This is a genomic window from Stenotrophomonas pictorum JCM 9942 (assembly GCF_001310775.1).
In the GTDB taxonomy this organism is placed as follows: Bacteria; Pseudomonadota; Gammaproteobacteria; order Xanthomonadales; family Xanthomonadaceae; genus Stenotrophomonas; species Stenotrophomonas pictorum.
In genome coordinates this window covers 1-3303 of record NZ_BAZI01000296.1, presented here as the reverse complement: position 1 = coordinate 3303, position 3303 = coordinate 1, and the positions used below count along the sequence as shown (strand labels likewise).

1 protein-coding gene and 2 pseudogenes are annotated in these 3303 nt (G+C 67.3%); all 3 read left to right on the top strand.

The features are described from left to right. Positions 1 to 2694 (top strand): annotated as a pseudogene (locus JCM9942_RS12650) (monovalent cation/H+ antiporter subunit A); the annotation flags it as partial. Next, positions 2694 to 3074 (top strand): Na+/H+ antiporter subunit C, encoded by a 381-nt coding sequence (locus JCM9942_RS12645; RefSeq protein ID WP_054660087.1) that lies wholly within the window; start codon positions 2694 to 2696, stop codon positions 3072 to 3074. The pseudogene JCM9942_RS12650 and the gene JCM9942_RS12645, both read left to right, overlap by 1 nt. Continuing rightward, a pseudogene (locus tag JCM9942_RS18375) lies at positions 3071 to 3303 on the top strand (monovalent cation/H+ antiporter subunit D); the annotation flags it as partial. The gene JCM9942_RS12645 and the pseudogene JCM9942_RS18375, both read left to right, overlap by 4 nt.

Here is a 3303-nt window from a genome sequence, read left to right as displayed (position 1 = left end):
GGGCAGCGTGACCCCGACCGTGCTCGATGGCGGGATCGTCCGCAGCAGCTGGCAGTGGCTGCCGCAGATCGGGCTGGATTTCAGCCTGCGCCTGGACGGACTGGCGTGGATGTTCGCCGGGCTGGTACTGGGTATCGGCGCGCTAGTGGTGCTGTACGCGCACTACTACCTCTCGGCGAAGGACAGCGCGCGGCGCTTCTACAGCTACCTGCTGCTGTTCATGGGCGCGATGCTCGGCATGGTGCTGGCCGGCAACCTGCTGCTGTTGATGGTGTTCTGGGAGCTGACGAGCATCAGCTCGTTCCTGCTGATCGGCTTCTGGTCGCACCGCAAGGACGCCCGCGAGGGCGCGCGCATGGCACTGGTGGTCACCGGCGGCGGCGGTCTGGCGCTGCTGGCCGGCGTGCTGCTGATCGGCCGCATCGTCGGCAGTTTCGATCTGGACGTGGTGCTGGCCTCGGGCGAGCTGATCCGCGCCAGCGCGCTGTATCCGTGGGCGCTGCTGCTGGTGCTGGCCGGCATCTTCACCAAGAGCGCGCAGTTCCCGTTCCACTTCTGGCTGCCGCATGCGATGGCCGCGCCGACGCCGGTGTCGGCCTATCTGCACTCGGCCACGATGGTCAAAGCCGGCGTGTTCCTGCTGGCACGGCTGCACCCGGCGCTGGCCGGCACCGAACTGTTCTTCTATGTGGTCAGCGGTATCGGGGCGATCACCCTGCTGATCGGCGCCTGGAACGCGATCTTCCAGCATGACCTCAAAGGCCTGCTGGCGTATTCGACGATCTCGCATCTGGGCCTGATCACCCTGCTGTTCGGCCTGTCCACGCCGATGGCGGTGGTGGCCGGCGTATTCCATATCCTCAACCACGCCACCTTCAAGGCCTCGCTGTTCATGGCCGCCGGCATCATCGACCACGAAACCGGCACCCGCGACATGCGCCGGCTCGGCGGCCTGCGCCGGCTGATGCCGATCACCAGCACGCTGGCCATCGTCGCCTCGCTGGCGATGGCCGGGATTCCATTGCTCAACGGCTTCCTGTCCAAGGAAATGCTGTTCACCGAAGCGCTGGCCACCGAAGGCCCGGACTGGATGCGCAATGCGGTGAGCGCCGCCGCGCTGCTGGCCGGTATCCTCGGCGTTGCCTACAGCCTGCGTTTCGTCCACGACACCTTTTTCGGCAAAGGACCGGTGGACATCGACGTGGTGCCGCATGAGCCGCCGCGCTGGATGAAGGTGCCGGTGGAAGTGCTGGTGGTGATCTGTCTGGCGGTGGGCATCGTGCCTGCGCTGACCGTCGCCCCGGTGCTGCAAGCCGGTGCGAGCGCGATTCTCGGCAACGCGATGCCCGGGTACAGCCTGGCCGTCTGGCACGGCTTCAACCTGCCATTGGCGATGAGCGTCATCGGCGTGGCCGGCGGCATCGCACTGTATTTCGGCTTGCGCCGGTTCACCGACCTGTACGCCGCGCGCAACCGTCCGGTCGGCAAGCAGCTGTTCCAGCGCAACCTGGAGGTGCTGTTCGGCTTTGCCCAGCGCTTCACCGCCGCAGTGGCCAACGGCAGTCTGCAACGCATGCTGCTGGCGCTGGTGCTGGTGGCGGTGATCGTGGCCGCCGCGCCCTATGTCGCCAATCCGGCGATGCCGGCCTGGCCGGCGCCGCAACCGATCCCGTTGCTGGGCTGGATGCTGTGGCTGGTGATGCTGGCCTGCGCCTTTGCCGGCCTGTTCCTGTTCCGGCAGCGCCTGCTGGCGGTGATCGTGATCGGCGGTACCGGGCTGATGGTGGCACTGACCTTCGTGTTCCTGTCCGCGCCGGACCTGGCCCTGACCCAGCTGATGGTGGAGATGGTGACGCTGGCGCTGATGCTGCTGGGCATGAACTACCTGCCGGCACAGTCGCCGCCGGAACACTCGCGCTGGCGCAAGCGCCGCGATGCGGCCATCGCCATCGTCGCCGGTACCGGCATCGCCGCGCTGGCCTATTCGCTGATGACCCTGCCGCCCAACACCATGGCCGGCGAACTGCTGCTGCGCTCGCTGCCCGAGCCTACGGCCACAACGTGGTCAACGTGATCCTGGTGGACTTCCGCGGCTTCGACACCTTCGGTGAGATCACCGTGTTCGGCATCGCCGCGCTGGTGGTGCATGCACTGCTGCGGCGTTCGCGGATGGCGCCGGAGCAGATCATGCCCGGCCCGCCGATGAAGCTGCCGGTACCGGCCGATCTGGCGCAGATCATGTTCCCGCTCACGCTCACCGTGTCCATCTTCCTGTTCCTGCGCGGCCACAACGCCCCCGGCGGCGGCTTCATCGCCGGCCTGGTGCTGGCGGTGCCGCTGCTGATCCAGTACGTGATCCAGGGCTCGGCCTCGGTGGAATCGCGCTTCGGTTTCGACTACATCCGCTGCATCGGCCTGGGCCTGCTGATCGCCCTGCTCAGCGGCGCCGGCTCACTGCTGTTCGGCGTACCGTTCCTGACCAGCGGCCACCTGGACCTGCAGCTGCCGTTGATCGGCGAGGTGCCGCTGGCCAGCGCGATCGGTTTTGATACCGGCGTGTACCTGGTGGTGTTCGGCGGGGTGATGCTGATCCTGTCGATGATGGGCACCGTCAAACCCTCGCGCAGCCGCAACGCCCGCAACGGCGAAATCGATATCCACCGCCGTTCGGCCCGCACCGGGGAGATGCACTGATGGAACTGGCCCTGGCAAGCGCGATCGGTGTGCTCACCGGCATCGGCATCTACCTGCTGCTGCGCGCGCGCAGCTTCGATGTGATCCTGGGCATGACCTTCCTGTCCTATGCCACCAACCTGCTGATCTTCAGCGCCGGGCGGCCGGTGATCGGCAAGGCGCCGGTGCTCAAGGACGGGATCGCCAGCACGCTGGCGCACTACACCGATCCGCTGCCGCAGGCGCTGGTGCTGACCGCCATCGTCATTGCGTTTGCGATGACCGCGGTGAGCATCGTGCTGGCCATGCGCAGCCGCAGCGACAACCACAGTGATCACGTGGATGCACACGAGCCCGAGCCGCCGGCTGAGCAAGCCGCCAAACCGGGGCGCGGCGCATGAACCATCTGGTGATCCTGCCGATCCTGATTCCGCTGCTGGGCGCGGCGCTGTCGCTGTTCATCGAACACCGACGCTACGGGCCAAGGTGCAGCGCAGCGTGGCCTGGGCCAGCATGGCGGCGCTGGCGGTGGCGGTGGCGCTGCTGTTTGCGCAGACCAGCCAGGGCCATATCTGGGCCTACCTGCTGGGCGACTGGCCGGCGCGGCTGGGCATCGCGCTGGTGGCCGAT

Excerpts from the sequence above, each read along its gene's own strand:
- JCM9942_RS12645 (WP_054660087.1), top strand. The coding sequence starts at position 2,694 with ATGGAACTGGCCCTGGCAAGCGCGATCGGTGTGCTCACCGGCATCGGC.